A 17,771-nucleotide genomic window follows, 5' to 3' on the forward strand; every position below is an offset into this window, starting at 1 on the left:
AACAGAGCTTCTGTGGCGAGGGGGCTTGTCCCCCGCTGGGCTGCGTAGCAGCCCCAAAACCTGCACCCTCGGTTGACCTGACACACCTCGGTGATCTTATTGGGGCTGCTACGCAGCCCAGCGAGGGGACAAGCCCCCTCGCCACGACAGCCCCCTCGCCACAAAAGCCGCTGCAAACACCAGAGCAAAAAAAGCCCCGTGACCGAATGGACCACGGGGCTAAAAATTGGCTGGATGCGACCAACCAAAGGAGCTCTTTACATCACTTGAGGCTGGCGACCGTAGTCTGTGGCTGCCAACCGCCACCCAATGCCTTGTAGATCGCCACGATGCCGCGATACAGGTCCACTTCGGCCAGGGCCTGGGCGTCTTCGGCCGCCAGGCGTTCACGCTGGGCGTCGAGCAGCACGAGGAAGTCGGCGGTGCCTTCGCGGTAGCGGATCTCGGCCAGGTCGGCCGCAGCACGGCTGGATTCGCTTTGGCGGATCAGCGAGATCAGGCGCTGTTGGCGTTTGCCGTAGTCGTTGAATGCGTTCTCGGATTCTTCCAGCGCCAGCAACACTTGTTGCTCGTACGTCGCCAGGGCGCCGTCGGCCTCGGCATCGGCGCCGCGTAAACGGGCGCGTACGCTGCCCAGGTCAAAGGCGGCCCAGGTGATGCTCGGGCCCAGGGCCCAGGCATTGGCGGCAGACGAGCCGATCTGCGAGCCTCGGCCGGCGGTAAAGCCGAGGAAGCCACTGAGGCTGACCCGCGGAAACAGGTCGGCCTTGGCCACGCCGATACGCGCGGTGGCCGCTGCCAGTTTGCGTTCGGCGCTGAGAATGTCCGGGCGCCGTTGCAGCAGTTGCCCCGGGTCGCCAATCGGCAAGGCCTTGGCAATCGCCGGTAGGTCGGCCGGGCTCAGGTCTACCGTGAGTTTGTCCGGGCGCTGGCCGAGCAGGGTGGCGATGCGGTTGCGTTCGCGCACCTGTTCGGCCTGCAATTGCGGCACGCTGGCTTCAACCGCTGCCAGGCGCGCATCGGCACGTACCACGTCCAGTTGGTCGCCGACGCCAGCATCGCGCAGGCTTTCGGTGATGGTGCGCGAATCCTGCTGGTTCTTCAGGTTGGCCAGGGCGATTTTTTCCCGTAGCTGCGCACCACGTAATTGGCCGTAAGCGTCCACCAGTTCGGCAATCATGCTGACTTGCAGTTGATAGAGGTCGGCTTCGGCGGCTTGCTGGTCGGCGTCGCTGGCCTCCAGGTTGCGCTGGATGCGGCCAAACAGGTCCAGCTCCCAGGCCATGTCCAGGCCCAGGTCATAGCGCTCGCTGTTGACCCGGCGCGTGGTCTGGCCAGGGATCTGGCCCTTGGCCAAGTCGCTGCTGGCGCGGCTGGTGATGGTGGGCATTGCGTCATTGCTGGCGTCATCCCGAATCGCCCGGGCGGCCCGCAGGCGGGCAAACGCTACGCGCAGGTCGCGGTTGCCGCTCAACGATTGCGTCACCAACTGGTTGAGGATCGGGTCCTCGAACTGCTGCCACCAGATACCTTCGAACTTGGCGTGGTCGTACTGCTTGGCATCGGCGGCGGCCGTGATAGTGGCCGCCTCCAACTGCTGGGTTTTATAGTCCGGGCCCACGGCACAGGCGGCGAGCGCCAATACCAACAGGCTCGGCAAGAACACTTTCACACTCATTGCTGTGTCTCCAGCTTCAAGGCCTTGGCCGCTTTGCGTGCATCGCTGCGCTCCACATAACGGCGGATCAACACGTAGAACACCGGCGTCAGCAACAGGCCGAAGAAGGTCACCCCGATCATCCCGGAGAACACCGCCACACCCATGGCGTGCCGCATCTCGGCACCCGCGCCGCTGGAGAACACCAAGGGCACCACGCCCATGATGAAGGCGAACGAGGTCATCAGGATCGGCCGCAGACGCAGGCGGCAGGCTTCCAGTACCGCAGCCAGCGGGTCGAGGCCTTCTTCCTGTTTGTCCTTGGCGAATTCGACGATCAGAATCGCGTTCTTACAGGCCAGGCCCACCAGTACGATCAAGCCGATCTGGGTAAAGATGTTGTTGTCACCACCGGACAGAATCACCCCGGTAATGGCCGACAACAGAGTCATCGGGACGATCAGGATCACCGCCAGTGGCAGGCTCCAGCTTTCGTACTGAGCGGCCAGTACCAGGAACGCCAGCAGTACGCAGAGCGGGAACACGAACAGTGCGGTATTGCCCGAGAGGATTTGCTGATAGGTCAGGTCCGTCCACTCGTAGGTCATGCCGTTGGGCAGTTCTTCCTTGAGCAGTTTCTCGATCGCCGCCTCAGCCTGGCCCGAGCTGTAGCCAGGGGCCGCGTTGCCGTTGATCTCGGCGGTGATAAAGCCGTTGTAGTGCATCACGCGATCCGGCCCCGAGGTGTCACTGACCTTGATAAAGGTCGCCAGCGGGATCATCTCGCCCTTGTTGTTGCGCACTTTCAGCTGGCCGATCTGGTCTTGGTCGAGGCGGAACTGCTGCTCAGCCTGCACGTTGACTTGATAGGTACGGCCGAAGCGGTTGAAGTCGTTGGCATACAACGAGCCCAGGTAGATCTGCAGGGTGTCGAAGATGTCGCTGATCGCCACGCCGTGGGTCTTGGCCTTTTCACGGTCGATAGCCGCATCGACCTGGGGCACGTTGACCGTGTAGCTGGTGAACAGGCCAAACAGTTCCGGCACGTTGTGGCTCTTGGCGATGACGTTCTGCACTTCTTTGTACAGTTCTTCGTAGCCCAGGTTGCCGCGGTCTTCGACTTGCAGGCGGAACCCGCCAATAGTGCCCAGGCCCTGTACCGGCGGCGGTGGGAAGATCGCCATGTAGGCTTCCTGGATATCGGCGTACTTGCCGTTCAACGCTCCGGCAATCGCCCCGGCGGACATGCTCGGATCCTTGCGCTCGCCGAAGGGCTTCAAGGTCACGAACACGATGCCGCTGTTCGGGCTGTTGGTGAAACCGTTGATCGACAGGCCCGGGAAGGCGATGGCGCTTTCCACGCCGGGCTGTTTCAGGGCGATGTCGGACATGCGCTTGATCACGTTTTCGGTGCGGTCCAGGCTGGCGGCGTCCGGCAACTGGGCGAAAGCCACCAGGTACTGCTTGTCCTGGGCCGGTACGAAACCGGTCGGCGTATGGGCAAAGCCGAAGAAGGTCAGCACCATCAGGCCGCCATACACGAACAGCGCGATACCGGTGCCGCGAATCACCCGGCGCACGGTGCCTACGTAGCCATGGCTGGCTTTTTCAAAAAATCGGTTGAATGGACGGAACAGCCAGCCACCAAAGAGCTTGTCGAGGAACCGGGAGAACCGGTCTTTCGGCGCGTCATGGCTACGCAGCAATACCGCTGCCAGGGCCGGCGACAGAGTCAGGGAGTTGAACGCCGAGATCACGGTGGAGATGGCAATCGTCAACGCAAATTGTTTGTAGAACTGCCCGGTCAAGCCGCTGATAAAGGCGGCCGGAATAAACACCGCACACAGCACCAGCGCCGTGGCAATGATCGGCCCGGTCACTTCGCTCATGGCTTTTTCCGTGGCCGGGAAGGGCTCCAGGCCCAGCTCGATGTTACGTTCGACGTTCTCCACCACCACAATGGCGTCGTCCACCACGATGCCGATGGCCAACACCAGGCCGAACAGCGACAGCGCATTGAGGGAGAAGCCGAACAGGTGCATCACCGCAAAGGTGCCGATCAACGATACCGGCACCGCGACCAGGGGAATGATCGACGCACGCCAGGTCTGCAGGAACAGGATCACCACCAGTACTACCAGGATCAACGCCTCGAACAAGGTGTGGACCACCGCTTCGATCGAGCCACGCACAAACACGGTCGGGTCGTAGGCGATGCGGTAATCCATGCCTTCAGGGAAGCTCTTTTTCAGCTCCGCCATTTTGCTGCGCACATCGTTAGAGATATCGATGGCGTTGGAGCCAGGGCGCTGGAAGATCGGAATCGCCACCGCCGGTTGATTGTCGATCAGCGAGCGCAGGGCATATTGACTGGAGCCCAGCTCAACGCGGGCGATGTCTTTCAGGCGCGTGATCTCGCCGTTGTCGCCGGCGCGAATCACGATGTTTTCGAACTCTTCCTCAGTGACCAGGCGGCCCTGGGTATTGACCGACAATTGGAAGCTGGTGTCGCTGGGCGCAGGCTGCGCGCCCAGGGCACCGGCGGCCACCTGGCGGTTCTGTTCGCGAATCGCGGTCACCACATCCGTGGCAGTCAGGTTGCGCGAGGCGGTCTTGTTCGGATCCAGCCATACCCGCAGGGAGTAATCGCCCATGCCGAACAGCTGCACATCGCCCACGCCACCCAGTCGTGCCAACTCATCCTTGATATTGAGGATCGCGTAGTTGGACAGGTAGAGCATGTCGTAGCGCTGATCCGGGGATGTCAGGTGCACCACCATGGTCAGGTCGGGGGAGGCCTTGTCCACGGTGATACCGATGCGCGTCACTTCTTCAGGCAGTTTTGGCTGAGTGCGCGTTACGCGGTTTTGCACCTGCACCTGGGCGTTATCCAGGTCGGTACCCAGGGCGAAGGTGATGGTCAGGGTCAACTTGCCGTCGGCGGTCGACTGCGAGGACATGTAGAGCATGTTCTCGACGCCGGTGATCGCCTGCTCCAGCGGTGAGGCCACGGTTTCGCCGATGACTTTGGGGTTGGCGCCCGGGAAGTTGGCGCGCACCACCACGGTTGGCGGTACCACTTCCGGGTATTCGCTGATGGGCAATTGGAACAGCGAGATCGCGCCGGCGATCAGGATCAGCAGCGACAACACTGCTGCGAAGATCGGCCGCGATATGAAGAACTTGGAAAAATTCATCTTGTGTGTAGTCCCTTAACCGCGTGGAGTCGCGACACTGGCGAGCTTGGGCGCGGCTTTATCCGGCGCCACTTGTTCCAGGTTGCTGGCTTCAAGCGCTTGTCGTTGTTGGGCCAAGGCGGCGAGGGTGGCTTGGCTGGCCATCGGGATCGTTTCCGGGGCGACCGGCGATCCCGGGCGCACCCGCTGCAGGCCCTTGACGATAATGGTGTCGTCCTTGCTCAGGCCGCTGCGTACGATGCGCAAACCTTCGATCTTTGGCCCCAACTCAACGGCGCGGTAGGCGGACTTATTGTCGCCATCCATCACCAGTACGAATTTCTTGCCAAGGTCGGTGCCCACGGCCTCGTCGGTGATCAGCACGGCGGAGTAGGTGCCGCTGCCCACCAACTTGAGGCGCGCGTACAGGCCTGGGGTGAAGCGCCCGTCGCTGTTATCGAACACTGCACGGCCACGGATGGTGCCCGTGGCCGGGTTGACCTGGTTGTCGACAAAGTTCATCTGGCCCAGGTGCGGGTTGCCCTCTTCGTTGGACAGGCCCAGGTACACCGGGGTGGTCGCGCCGCGACGGCCCTGGCGCGCCAGTTCGGTGTACTTGAGGTACACGCGTTCATCGGCGTCGAAGTAGGCGTAGACCTTGTCGGTGGAGACCACGCTGGTCAGCTCGGTGACATCGGCGGTGACCAGGTTGCCGGCGGTGATTGCGGCGCGGCTGACACGGCCGCTGATGGGCGAGGTGACGCGGGTGAAACTCAGGTTCAGGCGGGCCAGGTCCAACTGCGCCTGGATCCCGGCCACGGCGGCGCGGGCTTCCTGGGCGGCAGTGGTACGGGAGTCGGCCAGCTCGGCGGAAATCGCATTGCTCTGGCGCAGGCGCTCGCCACGCTGGGCCTCGTTGTCACTGCGCGATGCCGCGGCTCGGGTTTGTTGGAGCTGGGCTTCAAGGCGCCGCACTTCGGCCTGGAATGGACGTGGATCGATTTGGAACAGCAGGTCGCCTTTCTTCACCAGCGCGCCTTCGGTAAAGGCTACCTGGTCGATCTGGCCCGACACCCGTGGGCGGATTTGTACGGTTTCCGGGGCTTCGAGGCGGCCGGTGAACTCGTCCCATTCATTGACCGGTTGTTCCAGCACCTTGGCAACGCTGACTTTGCTGGCGGGCATGGCGGCCGCTTGCTCGGGGGCCTTACCGCATGCGCTCATCACCAGCACGGCCAAAAGGGCCAGGGGATAGCGCAAATGTTTGAGTGTCTGTTCCATGAGGTGCATCCGCCGATGTATTTGAGATGGGCGGATCATGCTCGGCGGTGTGCTATCTCACGAATCGAATGAAACAAAGGTAACTATCATTCGGAATGATATAAGCCTGGTGAAAGCCCTCTAGTATGGGGTTTTCGTTAGGGTGCTATCAATCCCATTGATAGCAAAACACCTTTGCGCGATCTGCAGCCAATCTCGATTGCCTACCTTGAAGAGATCCCCTGTGGGGCTGCGTCAGTTCAGCCAGAAATGCATCAACTGACCCATCGCCATCGCAGGCAAGCCAGCTCCCACCTTTGTTCTGTGGTGTGGCCCAAATATTCAGTACCACCAAGATCCCCTGTAGGAGCGGGCTTGCCCGCGATGGCGCCCGCTCAGCCAGAAAAGCATCAATTGACCCACCGAGCTCCCACAAGGAGACAAGCAATACCCCAGCGTGTACCGTTGCGGCTTTTGTGCCGCAGGTGCTGTGGCTGTGGACATTCTTAGAGAGGCATCCATGCAGATCAGGGGAGAGCGGGCCGCGACGGTGTGTGGTTTGGTGGCAATCCTTTTATGGAGCACCGCCGCCGGGTTGATCCGCAGCGTCAGCGAGGTGTTCGGGCCCCTGGGCGGCGCGGCACTGATCTATACGTTGGGTGCGGTTCTGCTGGTGTCCTGGCTCGGACGTCCACGCTTGCGCGCCACGTCCTGGTCCTACTTGATCATGGGCAGCGGGCTGTTTGTGGCCTACGAGGTCTGTCTGTCTCTGGCCCTGGGGTTTGCCAGCAGTCGCAACCAGGCCATCGAGCTAGGCGTGGTGAATTACCTATGGCCGTGCCTGACGGTGCTGCTGGCGATTGTCATGAACGGACAAAAGGCCCGCTGGATCATCGTGCCGGGCAGTGCATTGGCGCTGTTTGGCATTCTTTGGGTGGTGAGTGGCGATGGCCTGGCATTGGCAACCATCGTCGCCAATGTGCAATCCAACCCCCTGAGCTACAGCCTGGCCCTGGGTTGCGCGATTACCTTTGCCTTGTATTGCAACGTCACACGACGCTACGCGGGTGGGCAAAACCTGGTGGTGCTGTTTTTTATCCTGACTGCGGCGGTGCTGTGGGTGAAATACGCCTTCAGTGCCGAAGTCCTGCCGGCCTTTAGCCTGGGCAGCAGTCTGGAATTGCTGGCCACGGGCATCGCCATGGCCGGCGGTTATGCCCTGTGGAATATCGGCATCCTGCGCGGCAACCTGACCTTGCTGGCCACCGCGTCCTACGGCGCGCCGGTGCTGTCGTCGGCCTTCGCCGCGCTGTGGCTGGGCGCCCACCTCACCCCGCAATTCTGGCAGGGCGCGGTGTTGGTCACGGCAGGTTCGCTGCTGTGCTGGCACGCTACGCGCGAGCAGGCCTAGTCTCGCCAGACCAGGGCCGGGATCGCCCGGATATAGATCAGCTCACAGACCAATTCGATCAATGTCTGGGTGATGATCGCCGCTGCGGCCAGCATGCGCATGTCTTCCGGCAAGGCCAGCGCCAATGGCAGGACCACCAGCGAATTGCGTGTGGCACTGCTGAAGGTGACTGAACGCGCCGTGGCCGCCGGCAGCCGGAACGCCCGTGCCGTCAGGGCGCCAACCACCGGTGCGAGCAACATGAAGCCCAGGTATACCGGGATCACGGGCAACAACTGCTCGAGCTCCCGCGCCACGAACGCGATCTGCGAGCCAATCACCACCAGCAACACGGTCGCCATGGCGGGCACTGGCATCCACGCCCAGCCCTGGTTCCAGCGCGCAATATGGGGCGAGCGCCGGGCCCCGGCACACGTCAGCACCGCCAGCAGCAAAGGTACGGCGATCAGCAGCACAAACGCTTCGACAAACGGCCCGAGGGCGATCACTACCGCCGTCTCACTGTCTGGAATAAGTGTCAGGTACAACGGCAGCAGCGCCAGTTGCAGCAACAGCAGCAAAGGCGTGGCGGCCAGGGTCAATCGGGCGTCGCCTTTGCCAAGATGGGTAAACACCACCACGTAGTCGATGCAGGGTGTCAGCAGCACCAGAAGCGCGCCGATCAGGATCGCCGGTTGATCGTGCAGGCCAAGGGTAAGCGCCCAGACGAGCAGGGGGATCAACACAAAGTTGGCCACCAGCAACGCTGCGATGAAGCGTCTGTTGGCCAGGCCCTCGCGCAGTTGCAGAAACGGGATTTGCAGGAACATCGCGTACATCAACACGGCAATCGCCGGGGTGACGAGGCCCCCCAGGCCCTGCGCTGCCTGAGGGGCGAGCAGGCCGCCGACGGCGGCGATAATGACCGCCACGAAATAGATCGCGATTTGGTGCTGCTCAAGCTGGTCTCGGTTCACGGAGTGTCCTTTGGCGCGGTTTCATTGCTGGCGTAAAGCGTGACGGCACGCTGCAGTGTTTGGTGTACGTGGCTGCGCAGGGTGGCCGGCGCTATGACTTCAATATCCGCCGCATTGCTCAGCAAAAACAGGCGCAGGCCCTGGGTGTCGTAGAGGCTGCAACTCAAGTCCCAATGCTGTTCACCATGAGGCACGATCACTTGGTCGTCGGTCAGCGGGTTCTCGCTCAAGCGATTATGCAGATTGGCGCTCAGGCGCAGCTTGAGCGGCACCGGTGCCTCGCCATGGATGGTCATCAGGTGCTTTTGCGCTTCCAGCGAATTGACATCGTAGTGATCCGGGCCGGGCACATCCAGCCAGCTTGTCTTCACGGCCAGCATGCGATGCAGCATCAGTGCGCACAGTGAGTGCGGGCCGTTGCTGCTGTACTTGCCACGTGGCTCCGTGGGCACATACCCGGCGGGCCAATGCTCTTCCACCACGTAGGCGGACAGGTAGACATTGGAGTCCTGATAGGAGAGAGCCAAAGGTTTGAGCAGGTACCGGCACTCGACGCCGTCGGCGTCCCGGGGCAGGTAGGTTACCTCCAGCGACGCGTCTTCGAGGATCGCCGCTTGGATCGTGGTCAGGTGCGCCGGGTCGTGCTTGCCGGGTTTGAGCAGGGTAAACCGCGTGCCGCTGGTGATGCGTTGGGACCAGGCCTGGGGGCGTGCGGAGTGCTTGGTCATCTCCGACGCCGCGTATTCGCGCAGTTCACCGAGCTGCGCGGTATGGGCGTTGAACCCAAAACGCTGGGCATGCTCGAAAATCGCCGCCAGGGTCATGGCTTCGGTGGGAGAGAGCGTCAGGTCGAAACTCTCGCGGCCGGATTTCCAGTACTTGGCTTTTTTATCCGGGCCTTTTTCACCCACTGTGACCAGTTCGGTTTCGGCGAGGGCCTCAAGGTCACGCAGGGTGGTTTTGCCATGGAGGCTGAAGTCGTCGAACCACTGGCACAGGGCGGTATGGATGTCTGCGGTCTTCATCGACGTGCCGCTGCGCTGGAGAATCTTGCGCAGCGCGGTGCGGCGTCGGTGATAATTGATCATGGCCGATACTCAAAGACAAAAAGTGGGTTTATTCGCTGGGACTATGTGCTCGCTGGCAAGCAAACCCGCGATTTAGAGCGCCAGCCCACAGGAGCATTTCATGAACTGCAAAACCTATCTAGCCCTGCCACACGTTATTGCGTTCACTCGCTGGTTGGCCTCGGAGCTTGAATCCACGGTGCTGTTCAAGCATGAGTACGTCAACCGCAAAACCGGCGTGCATTGGTCGTGCAGCAGCTTGTACAACGCATTCGAACACTATCGCTGGAACCATCCGGGCAATGCGCGCCTGGACTTTGCTCCAGGCACCAGTGCGCTCAGCAACGGGACGGCCCTGGCGGCCTTGCGTAAAGACCTGCTGGCGGCTGCCGGCGACGATTCCCGCTGCGCTGAAGCGGCGAGCGATGTCATGCGTTGGGGTGGGGTCACGGCGCACAACGTGGACTGGTTGCAGACAAACAAGGTTGGGCTGGCCGGTCTGCTGCAAACCGTCGTGGCAGCGCTGGACGCCGGTGATGAGCGTGCACCGGTGTTGCGTTCCGACCACTTGCGCTTCAACGCCGGGATGACCAAGGTGTATTCCCTGCTGTGCAAGGACTTCATTATCTACGACAGCCGCGTGGCCGCAGGCCTGGGCTGGTTGGTGGTGAAATACTGTCATGCACACGACCTGGTAAAAGTACCGCCGGCCCTGTGCTTCCCCTGGGCCAACGCCAAGGAAGACAAGGATGCCCTCGCGCCAAAACGCCGCAATCCCGGTGGCGAGGGGTTCAAGTTCACGGGTTTGCGCTCCGGGCACCACCATGCCATGTGGAACCTGCGCGCCAGCTGGTTGCTCAGTGCCGTGCTCAAGCATCCTGACGCTGCCGGCAGCCGCTTCCAGCAGGTGGCGGCGCCGAATGATCCATTGCGTGCCATGGAGGCGGCGCTGTTTATGATTGGCTATGACCTGGGCCAGGAAGCCGAGGCGCCATACCAGGAATACAGCGCCGAGTTTGCCGAGAAGATCCTAGCGGCTGCCCGTGGGAATTTTGTCGAGGTCAGTGCCGATGACCTGATTGCGCAGTTGGATGACATGCTGGCCAAGGCACGGGTGCCAGGCTAGCAATAGCATCTTTAGGCCGGTCTATTTTTGGCTGAGTGCCGCTACCGAAAGCCCGGACGCGACGAAGGTCAGTCCGGCGCCTACATTCAGGCCATTGACCACTTTTGGCTTGCGCTGCAGCCAGGTCGACAGCCGCGTCGCAAAAATCCCCATGAGCGCAAAGCCCAGTGCGGTCAACGCGGCGAACCAGGCACCGTAGACCATCATTTGCACGGTGACCGAGCCCAATGACGGGTTGACGAACTGTGGGATGAATGCGAGCACAAACAACCCCGGCTTGGGGTTCAGCGCCGCCGACAGGAAGCCAGTGAGGAAGATGCTTTTGAGCGGTTGCCGCGCCGCCGGCTTGAAGTTGATCAGGCTGCGCGAACGCAGGACCTTGATGCCCAGCCACAACAGGTAGCTGGCGCCGATGACTTTGACTACCCAGAAGGCCACGGCGGACGTCTGCATCAACAGGGTCAAGCCCAGCGATGCCGTCGCCACGTGAAACAGAATCCCGGTGCCCGACGCGATACCCGAAATGGCTGCGGCCATACGCCCCTGGCTCAGGCCCCTGGCGATTGCCAGCAGGTTGTCCGGTCCCGGGGAGAGCACCAGCAACAGGCAGGCAGCGGTATAAGTCAGCCAGATATCCAGTGGGAACATAACGACAGTCCTTTCGTCAACGGTTGTAGTCCGCCATGGTGTTCCAATCAGGCAACCCTGATCAAGCTCAATCCAGTTGCCTGGGAGCCGGGAATGCCGGCTCCCACCTTCAAACAGCGGGGATCAAGGCAGTGCGTAGGCGATTACGTAGTCGCCACGGTCGGTGGACTGGCGCGCGCCACCGGCCGTGATGACCACATATTGCTTGCCGGTCTTGGGCGACACGTAAGTCATCGGCCCACCCTGGCTGCCCACGGGCAGTCGGGCTTTCCAGGCTTCTTCGCCATTGGCGCTGTTGAAGGCGCGCAGGTAGAAGTCCTGGGTGCCGGCGATAAACACCAGGCCGCCCTGGGTGGACAGGGTACCGCCCAGGGTCGGCAGGCCAACCTTGATCGGCAGGTGCATGCGAATGCCCAGCGGGCCGGTGTCTTCAACCGTGCCAACGGGTACTTGCCAGGCAATTTTCTGGGTTTTCATGTCGATGGCGGTCAAGGTACCGAACGGCGGTGCCTGGCACGGAATACCGGCCACCGACAGGAAGCGGTTTTTGTTCACGGCGTAAGGCGTGCCCTTGAGGGGGACCGCGCCCATCCCGGTGTTCAGCGCTTCGCCACCGGAGGAGGCCTGGGCCTTGTTCTGCGACGGGGTCATCTGGATCCACAGGCCCAGGCGCATATCGTTGACGAAGATAAAGCCATGCACCGGGTCGGTGGAAATGCTGCCCCAGTTCATACCGCCCAGGGAGCCCGGGAAACTCAGTGACTTATCGGTACCCGGTGCGGTGTACAAGCCTTCGTAGCGCATGCTTTTGAAGTCGATGCGGCACAGCAACTGGTCATAGGGGGTTGCGCCCCACATGTCCGATTCGCTCAGGGTCTGCGCACCGATCTGCGGCATGCCCACGGACCTTGGCTGGGTGGGGGAGTACGGCTCATTGGGAATATTGGCCGCCTTGACGGGCACTTCTTCCACTGCGGTCAGCGGTTTGCCAGTGGCGCGGTCCAGGACATAGATCTGCCCGGCCTTGGTGCCGATCACCACGGCCGGTACGGTTTTGCCGTCGGCCAGGGTGAAGTCGATCAGGCTGGGTTGCATGGGCAGGTCGAAGTCCCAGAGGTCGTTGTGCACGGTCTGGTACACCCACTTTTCTTCACCGGTGGAGGCGTCCAGCGCCAGTACGGAGGCGCCGTATTTGTGGTTGAGCTGGGTGCGTTCGACACCATAGATATCGGTGGACGAGCTGCCCATCGGCAGGAATACAGTATTCATCAGTGGGTCATAGGACATCGGCGCCCAGCTGTTGGGGGTGCTGCGCACATACGTGCTGTCTGCGGCTGGCGCCTGCTTGTCTTCAGGGTTGCCTGGGTCGAACGCCCAGCGCATCTGCCCACTGATCACATCAAAACCGCGGATCACGCCGCCCGGCATATCGGTCTGGACGTTATCGGCGACGCGCCCGCCAACCACTACGGTGGTGCCGGCGATCAATGGCGCTGAAGACAGCTGGTAATAGCTGTCCGGCACATTGCCCAGGCCAGCTTTCAGATCTACTTGGCCGTGGTTGCCAAAACCCTCGCAGAACTCACCGGTATCGGCATCCACCGCAATCAGGCGTGCATCGATGGTATTGGTCAACAGGCGCCGCTGGCATTGCGCACCGGCGGGCACGCTGACGGCAATGATCGGTGAGCTGTTGGCCTGGGTCGGTTGGGCGATAGGCGCGCTGGCGTCGAAATAGGCCATGCCACGGCAGCGCTGCCACACCGCCGATTGGGCGTTGATGTTGTTCTTCCACAGCTCTTTGCCGGTGTCGGCATCCAACGCGATCAGGTTGTTATGGGGCGTGCAGATAAACACCTTGTTGCCGATCTGCAGGGGCGTGAGTTGATCTTCGGCGCCGTTGCCGTCGCTGATGGCCACATCACCGGTGCGATAGGTCCAGGCCACCTTGAGCTTGTCGACGTTGCTGCGATTGATCTGGTCCAGGGCGGCAAAACGGCTGCCGCCTTCGGTGTTGCCGTAGTGTGCCCAGTCCTTCTGCGCTTGTGCCGGCGCAACGGGTGTCAGGCCTGGGCCATCGCCGTTTGGTGCGACGCTGGGGTGGGCGACAAACATATTGCCAGCCGCCACGGCCAATGCCACCGCCAGCACGCCCGCCACGCCGTAGGCGCCACGGCCCGCGTCCGGTGCCAGCCATGGATAGACCAGCGCCACCGCCAGGCCAATGACGGCGAACATGAACAACCGCGAAAACAACGGCCAGAACACCAGGCCTACATCCAATACCGCCCACACGGCAGTGCCGAGCAAAAATGCCGCGAACAACCAGGCACCCGCCGGTTTTCGCTGTGCAATCAACAGGCCCGCGATGGCCATGGCCACGCCGCCGACCAGGAAGTAGCCCGAGCCTCCCAGACTCAGCAGTTTTGCCCCGCCGACAGCCAAGGCCACGCCGAGCAGGACGATAATGACGCCCAAACCCAGCAACAGGAATCGAGAGGCGCCAGTGGCGCGGGGTGTGTGTTTCATGTCGAGAAAGCCCGAGGGTGATGGTCCAGGGGGCGAATGATAGCAAGCTAATTAACCGGTTGGTACATTCTGTCTGCGCACAAATGCAAAAGCCCCGTTAACCGGGGCTTTGCTTGGTACAAGGTCGCGAGTCAGACGGACAGGTGCTCATACAAAATCGTTGCACCGACGATCATCAGTACCACGCCGCCCACGATCTCTGCGCGCTTGCCGAACACGGTGCCCAGGACCCGGCCGAGCATCACGCCGATAGTGACCATGGTCATGGTCGCCAGGCCGATGGCGGCAGCGGCCACCCAGATATTCACATCGACAAACGCCAGGCCGACACCGACCGCGAGGGCATCGATGCTGGTGGCGAAAGCAGTGACGGCGAGGACCAGGAAGGAGTGCTGGGCGCTTTTCTCTTCGGCCTCGTCTTCGTGCTTGAGGCCGTTGTAAATCATGTGCAGGCCCAGGACCCCCAGCAAGGTGAAGGCGATCCAGTGGTCCCAGTTTGCCACCCAGCGCGTGGCGGCTTGGCCGATCAGCCAGCCGATGATCGGGGTGATGGCTTCGATGACGCCGAAAATCAGGCCGGTGCGCAGCGCTTCGGCCAGGCGAGGTTTGTGCAGGCTGGAGCCTTTACCAATAGCGGCGGCGAAGGCATCCGTGGACATGGCCAGGGCGAGGAGAATGAGGGAAACAGGATTCACGGGTGGGTCTTCCAGTCGGGCTATGAGTCAACGACACAACCACACGCCCGACTTTAGGCATGGATGTGTCGCTGGTCTCACCAACCAAAAGGTGTTCGTACCACGGCAGGTTGCCGAGAATGTTGATACGAACGCTTGCGAAAGGCTCACAAGCAGGCTACTCCCCAACGAGGTCCGGGATCTTATGCGCACAAACATGAAAAAAACGTCAAAGCCCGGCAGCAAGCCGCTCAATGTGAATGAAGCGGCGCGCCTTGGTTGATCCGCAGTTCAGCGCATAGCCCGCCCTGGGGCAGGTTGTACAACTGCAGGCTGCTGTCGATCTTGCTGACGATCATCTGCACAATCGCCAGTCCCAACCCGGCGCCGTTGCCGTGCCCCTGGGTGTAGAAGCGCTCGAACAGGCGCGCATATTCACCCTCATCGATACCGGGGCCGGCATCCTCGACGCTGATATACACCGCCCCGCAGCCCTGCGGTTGTACTTGGACCCTGACCTCGCTGCCAGGCGGGGCGAAGTTCAGGGCGTTGGTCACCAGGTTCTGCAGGGCGATCGCCAGGGCGACGGGGTCGGTCTTGACCAGGCAGTGGTGGTCGCTGTCGAGGATCAGCTCGATATCCTTTGCCAGCGCCAGCGGTGCCAGTTCAGCCAGTTCCTCCCGCACCAGCTCGGTCAGTTCCACTTCGCATCGCTCGGGGTTGGCCAGGCGCGGCTCGATACGCGCCATGGTCAGCAACTGACTGGCGATGCGCGTGGCGCGGTCGACGGCGCTGACCAGAAACTCCAGGGCTTCCTCCCGTTGCTGTGGGGTGCCGGCCATCTGGGCGTTTTGCGCATGGATCCGCAGGATCGCCAGAGGCGTGCGCAGCTCGTGGGCGGCATCGGCGATAAAACGTCGTTCTCGCGCCAGCAGGTTATCGATCTGTTGCAACAGGCGATTGAGCGCGGTCTGCATGGGTTCGAGGTCGTGGGGCAGGGGGCGCAGGTTGAGCGGCTTGAGGGTTTCGGTAGTGCGTCCACGGATGGTACGGGCCATTGCGCGCAACGGCTGCAACCCCCAGCCGATGGTCAGCCAGATCAAGGTGGCCAGCAGCGGCACGCCAATCACACTGGGCCACAGCGTATGGCCGACGATGCGCTGGATCAGGTCCTGGCGAATGTCATCACGCTCGCCCACCCAGATCAGCAGTCCTTGCTGTGGGTCCTTGAGCAGGAAGGCGCACCAGTCGTGGCCGTTGTCCATCAGGTCGTGGGCGCCGAGGGTCGCCGGTGGTGCCTTCAGTTCCGGGGCTTCGGCCGAGCGCACCAGCAATTGGCCGTCAGTGCGCCACACCTGGAATGTCAGGCGGGTTTCGTAAGGGTGCGCTGCTCCAGTGTCGCCCACGCGGCTCATGGCTGCGTCGAAGGCCTGGTAGAGCCGGTTCCAATCGTTGTCCCCCGGCGCACGTTGTGCCAGCACCCCTTGCAGCAGGCGCGCACTTTGCGCGAGCTGGGCGTCATACACTTCTTCGATCTCGTGGTGGCTGTCGCGCAGCACCAGCCAACTGATCAGCACATCGCCCAGCAGAACGAGGATCAGCACCGGCACCAGGATGCGTGTACGTATCGAGGTCATGGCTTGAGCTCCATCACATACCCGACGCCGCGCACCGTGCGGATCAGCTCGGTCGAAAGTTTTTTGCGCAGGTTATGGATCAACACTTCCAGGGTGTTGCTCTCGACCTTTTCCTGCCAACCATACAAGGCCCGGGACAGGCGTTCGCGGGTCACCACGTTGCCGGGGCGCGCCAACAGTTGATGGAGCAACTGGTACTCCATCGGCGTCACCACCACCGGGTTGCCGTGCCAGGTGACCTGCTGGCCGACCGGATCCAGGCACACGCCCGCATGCTCCAGCAGTGGCTGCGCGCGGCCTTGGCTGCGCCGCAGCAAAGCGCGGATGCGGGCCTTGAGTTCGTCGACATCGAAGGGTTTGATCAGGTAGTCGTCAGCGCCGGCATCCAGCCCGGCAATCCGTTCGGCGGTGCCGTCGCGGGCGGTCAGGATCAATACCGGCAGGTCCTGTTGCCGATCGCGCAATTGACGCAACAGGGCCAGGCCGTCGAGGCGCGGCAGGCCAAGGTCGAGCAGCAGAAGATCGAAGCTTTCGCTGCGTAACGCATGTAGCGCACTGGCGCCGTCGTGCAACCAGTCCAGGGTGTAGCCCTCGCTGCTCAGGGCGACGCGGATGCCTTGGCCGAGGGCCCGATCATCTTCGACCAACAATAGGCGCATGGTGTGTTCCCGATGTGATATCGGCGGCATCATGCCGCTGCCGAGACGGGCGTGGCAGGCCGGGCGACGAGAAACATGTAACCACTCATTACCAGCTAAGACTTCATTAAGCTTGGTTTTGCACAGTGAGACCTTCCTCAACGAGCGAGAGTGTCATCATGCGCAAAATTCTGTTGTTGTCGCTGATTGTTGCCAGCCCCCTGGCCCTTGCCGGCCCGCAATGCACCACGGAGCAGCGCGCGCAATGGCAAGACCCGCAGGCGTTCCAGGACCAGTTGAAAGCCCAGGGCTACGAGATCAGCAAGTTCAAGATCACCGATGGCAACTGCTATGAGATCTACGGGTTCGACAAGGACAAGCGCAAGGTCGAGATCTACCACGACCCGGTCAGCGGCAAAGCGGTCAAGACCGAGATCAAGGGCTGATGCCAGGCAACTCCATCGCACTGTGGGACCCGCTGGTGAGGCTGTTTCACGTGTCCATCGCCGGGGTCTTTGTCGCCAACTACTTCTTCACTGAGGCCGGCGACGATTGGCATGTCTGGCTCGGCTATTACGCCATGGGCTGGTTGCTGGTACGGCTGCTGTGGGGATTTGTCGGGCCACGCAGTGCGCGCTGGGCGGACTTCTGGCCGACCCCGGCAAGGCTCGCCGCCCATGTGCGCTCCCTGCGCGCCAGGCGCCCGGAACATCGCCTCGGTCACTCGCCGTTGGGTGCATTGGTGATGATTTTGATGCTCCTGGCGATGTTGACGGCGGGCCTGAGCGGTTGGGCCATGGAGGAGGTCGATGCCTTATGGGGCGCCGATTGGCCGCTGCAAGTGCATGAAACTGCGGTCAATGGCCTGCTGGTGCTGGTGTGCTTGCATATCGCAGCGGCCGTGTTTGAAAGCTTCCAGGTACGCGACAACCTGCCGTTATCGATGCTGACCGGTCGCCGGCGTCGGTTGCCGGATGATTCTGCGCACTGAC

General features: G+C 62.0%; 14 protein-coding genes and 1 riboswitch. Of the genes, 4 read left to right on the forward strand and 10 right to left on the reverse strand.

Annotated features, from left to right (window positions below):
* Positions 1 to 262 precede the first annotated feature (262 nt).
* The 3 genes from JTY93_RS12330 to mexE are packed head-to-tail and all read right to left on the reverse strand — an operon-like array spanning position 263 to position 6,114.
* A complete protein-coding gene (locus tag JTY93_RS12330; RefSeq protein WP_205477470.1) occupies positions 263 to 1,678 on the reverse strand; it encodes an efflux transporter outer membrane subunit in 1,416 nt (471 codons plus the stop codon).
* Positions 1,675 to 4,854, reverse strand: coding sequence for an efflux RND transporter permease subunit (locus tag JTY93_RS12335; RefSeq protein ID WP_205477469.1), 3,180 nt, complete (start codon positions 4,852 to 4,854; stop codon positions 1,675 to 1,677). The genes JTY93_RS12330 and JTY93_RS12335 overlap by 4 nt, the downstream gene beginning before the upstream one ends.
* 15 nt (positions 4,855 to 4,869) lie before the next feature.
* Positions 4,870 to 6,114 carry a multidrug efflux RND transporter periplasmic adaptor subunit MexE gene (gene mexE / locus JTY93_RS12340; protein WP_205477468.1) on the reverse strand — a complete coding sequence of 415 codons (1,245 nt, stop codon included), beginning with the start codon at positions 6,112 to 6,114 and terminating at the stop codon, positions 4,870 to 4,872.
* 499 nt (positions 6,115 to 6,613) lie between these two features.
* Here mexE and yddG point away from each other — a divergent pair, with 499 nt between their 5' ends.
* Positions 6,614 to 7,504: an aromatic amino acid DMT transporter YddG gene (gene yddG, locus JTY93_RS12345; protein WP_205477467.1), complete on the forward strand. Its 891-nt coding sequence runs from the start codon at positions 6,614 to 6,616 to the stop codon at positions 7,502 to 7,504.
* Here the strand turns inward: yddG and JTY93_RS12350 are convergent.
* Together JTY93_RS12350 and JTY93_RS12355 are read right to left on the reverse strand one after the other, a co-directional pair.
* Positions 7,501 to 8,460 carry an arsenic resistance protein gene (locus JTY93_RS12350; RefSeq protein ID WP_205477466.1) on the reverse strand — a complete coding sequence of 320 codons (960 nt, stop codon included), beginning with the start codon at positions 8,458 to 8,460 and terminating at the stop codon, positions 7,501 to 7,503. The genes yddG and JTY93_RS12350 overlap by 4 nt on opposite strands.
* Entirely contained in the window at positions 8,457 to 9,548 is a 1,092-nt protein-coding gene (locus JTY93_RS12355; protein ID WP_205477465.1) for a helix-turn-helix transcriptional regulator, read from the reverse strand. The genes JTY93_RS12350 and JTY93_RS12355 overlap by 4 nt, the downstream gene beginning before the upstream one ends.
* Positions 9,549 to 9,648: 100 nt before the next feature.
* On the opposite strand from JTY93_RS12355, the gene JTY93_RS12360 reads away from it, so the two are divergent.
* Complete coding sequence (locus JTY93_RS12360; RefSeq protein WP_240344413.1) at positions 9,649 to 10,653, forward strand: hypothetical protein; 1,005 nt, start codon at positions 9,649 to 9,651, stop codon at positions 10,651 to 10,653.
* 21 nt (positions 10,654 to 10,674) lie between these two features.
* On the opposite strand, the gene JTY93_RS12365 is transcribed toward JTY93_RS12360, so the two are convergent.
* The 5 genes from JTY93_RS12365 to JTY93_RS12385 all read right to left on the reverse strand — a co-directional run bounded on the left by JTY93_RS12365 (position 10,675) and on the right by JTY93_RS12385 (position 16,800).
* Positions 10,675 to 11,301: a LysE family translocator gene (locus tag JTY93_RS12365; RefSeq protein ID WP_169997484.1), complete on the reverse strand. Its 627-nt coding sequence runs from the start codon at positions 11,299 to 11,301 to the stop codon at positions 10,675 to 10,677.
* 123 nt (positions 11,302 to 11,424) lie between these two features.
* Positions 11,425 to 13,830 carry a glucose/quinate/shikimate family membrane-bound PQQ-dependent dehydrogenase gene (locus JTY93_RS12370; RefSeq protein WP_205477464.1) on the reverse strand — a complete coding sequence of 802 codons (2,406 nt, stop codon included), beginning with the start codon at positions 13,828 to 13,830 and terminating at the stop codon, positions 11,425 to 11,427.
* 131 nt (positions 13,831 to 13,961) lie between these two features.
* The gene (gene mntP, locus JTY93_RS12375) at positions 13,962 to 14,525 is read right to left on the reverse strand and encodes a manganese efflux pump MntP (protein ID WP_205477463.1); all 564 of its coding nucleotides are present in this window, start codon (positions 14,523 to 14,525) and stop codon (positions 13,962 to 13,964) included.
* A gap of 6 nt (positions 14,526 to 14,531) precedes the next feature.
* Positions 14,532 to 14,703, reverse strand: a riboswitch (yybP-ykoY riboswitch).
* Positions 14,704 to 14,755: 52 nt separating this feature from the next.
* Positions 14,756 to 16,141: a sensor histidine kinase gene (locus tag JTY93_RS12380; RefSeq protein ID WP_205477462.1), complete on the reverse strand. Its 1,386-nt coding sequence runs from the start codon at positions 16,139 to 16,141 to the stop codon at positions 14,756 to 14,758.
* Positions 16,138 to 16,800 (reverse strand): response regulator, encoded by a 663-nt coding sequence (locus tag JTY93_RS12385; RefSeq protein WP_092236509.1) that lies wholly within the window; start codon positions 16,798 to 16,800, stop codon positions 16,138 to 16,140. Before JTY93_RS12385 ends, JTY93_RS12380 begins: the two co-directional genes overlap by 4 nt.
* 158 nt (positions 16,801 to 16,958) lie before the next feature.
* On the opposite strand from JTY93_RS12385, the gene JTY93_RS12390 reads away from it, so the two are divergent.
* The gene (locus JTY93_RS12390) at positions 16,959 to 17,225 is read left to right on the forward strand and encodes a PepSY domain-containing protein (RefSeq protein ID WP_065894972.1); all 267 of its coding nucleotides are present in this window, start codon (positions 16,959 to 16,961) and stop codon (positions 17,223 to 17,225) included.
* Positions 17,225 to 17,770 carry a cytochrome b/b6 domain-containing protein gene (locus tag JTY93_RS12395; protein ID WP_205477461.1) on the forward strand — a complete coding sequence of 182 codons (546 nt, stop codon included), beginning with the start codon at positions 17,225 to 17,227 and terminating at the stop codon, positions 17,768 to 17,770. The genes JTY93_RS12390 and JTY93_RS12395 overlap by 1 nt, the downstream gene beginning before the upstream one ends.
* The last annotated feature ends 1 nt before the right edge of the window (position 17,771 follow it).

This window comes from Pseudomonas hygromyciniae, assembly GCF_016925675.1.
GTDB lineage: Bacteria > Pseudomonadota > Gammaproteobacteria > Pseudomonadales > Pseudomonadaceae > Aquipseudomonas > Aquipseudomonas hygromyciniae.

Coding starts and splice junctions, on each gene's coding strand:
- JTY93_RS12330 (WP_205477470.1), bottom strand. CDS start 1,678: ATGAGTGTGAAAGTGTTCTTGCCGAGCCTGTTGGTATTGGCGCTCGCC.
- JTY93_RS12335 (WP_205477469.1), bottom strand. CDS start 4,854: ATGAATTTTTCCAAGTTCTTCATATCGCGGCCGATCTTCGCAGCAGTG.
- mexE (WP_205477468.1), bottom strand. CDS start 6,114: ATGGAACAGACACTCAAACATTTGCGCTATCCCCTGGCCCTTTTGGCC.
- yddG (WP_205477467.1), top strand. CDS start 6,614: ATGCAGATCAGGGGAGAGCGGGCCGCGACGGTGTGTGGTTTGGTGGCA.
- JTY93_RS12355 (WP_205477465.1), bottom strand. CDS start 9,548: ATGATCAATTATCACCGACGCCGCACCGCGCTGCGCAAGATTCTCCAG.
- JTY93_RS12360 (WP_240344413.1), top strand. CDS start 9,649: ATGAACTGCAAAACCTATCTAGCCCTGCCACACGTTATTGCGTTCACT.
- JTY93_RS12365 (WP_169997484.1), bottom strand. CDS start 11,301: ATGTTCCCACTGGATATCTGGCTGACTTATACCGCTGCCTGCCTGTTG.
- JTY93_RS12370 (WP_205477464.1), bottom strand. CDS start 13,830: ATGAAACACACACCCCGCGCCACTGGCGCCTCTCGATTCCTGTTGCTG.
- JTY93_RS12380 (WP_205477462.1), bottom strand. CDS start 16,141: ATGACCTCGATACGTACACGCATCCTGGTGCCGGTGCTGATCCTCGTT.
- JTY93_RS12385 (WP_092236509.1), bottom strand. CDS start 16,800: ATGCGCCTATTGTTGGTCGAAGATGATCGGGCCCTCGGCCAAGGCATC.
- JTY93_RS12390 (WP_065894972.1), top strand. CDS start 16,959: ATGCGCAAAATTCTGTTGTTGTCGCTGATTGTTGCCAGCCCCCTGGCC.
- JTY93_RS12395 (WP_205477461.1), top strand. CDS start 17,225: ATGCCAGGCAACTCCATCGCACTGTGGGACCCGCTGGTGAGGCTGTTT.